Annotated in this window: 1 protein-coding gene; it reads right to left on the bottom strand. The window is 41.7% G+C overall.

What is annotated here, in order from left to right:
* Window positions 1-975: transporter substrate-binding domain-containing protein (locus AC4GME_RS17215; RefSeq protein WP_490379878.1), on the bottom strand; the 975-nt coding region annotated here is incomplete at both ends.

The following is a 975-nucleotide window of genomic DNA, read 5'->3' as shown; positions in this document are numbered from 1 at the left end:
GTTATCACGAGTAGCAATAACGATTGGAGATTCAATATAATTGTCGCTAAATAACATATATTCTTGTCGTTCACGACGATTCACGATCAAAGCGGTCAAAGCGGTCAAATCAATGTTTTGTCCCTGCTTCATGTTTTCAAGGACTTCGCTAAAAGGTTGATCCGATACTTCGTAAATGAACTTAATTCCCGTGCGCTGAGCAATTAAGTTCAGGTAATCAATGGCAATGCCTTCAGGAGGATTACCTGCTTGAACTATCATATAAGGCGGCAAGTCAGTCACCCTTACCCGCACCTTATTTTGCTGCGCTAACCATTCTTTCTGTTTCAAGGTTAACGCCAGTTGTGGAATTTTTTCCGCTGTCGGGTAAAGTCCAATCCACTTACTCCTAATTTTTTGATGCTCCTGCTGTGAAATAGAAGCAAAAGCCTTATTCAGTATTGCTGTAAACTGCGGCCAGTCTTTGCGAACAGCCGCATACAAATCCTTAGCCATGGTTTCAGGAACTCCTGCCACTTTAAGCCCGCTTATTAAGTGCTTATCAATGAAGTAAGTAAGAGTTGGCAAGCTTCCAACCACAGCTTCAATCTCTCTATTTACCAGCGCATGCACGGCTTCTTCATTAGTATTGTATAAAACCAGATCAATATCGGGATGGTTTTTATTTAATAAGTTCTCAGAATAATCACCGACCAGAATAGCCACTCGTTTATTCGTTAAGTCATCTAGGTTGGCGATTCCTTGAGCCTCTTTATTCACCAAGATCGCATATTGATGTTGAGCATATGGGCCTGCAAAATCAAGGTATTCTTGCCTCTCACTGTTTTTCAACAAGATATTAAGGCCATCCAATTTATGCTCTTTCGCCAACGCCTGCATTTCAGTCCAATCGCCCGAAACCGTATTAATCTTGATCCCCAGACGCAGAGCAATGAGCTTTAAGTAATCAGGAGCAATCCCTCTCGATTTACCATG

This window comes from Psychromonas sp., assembly GCF_983033635.1.
Note: the sequence above shows the minus strand (reverse complement) of the source record. Positions and strands in the feature narration are given on the sequence as shown.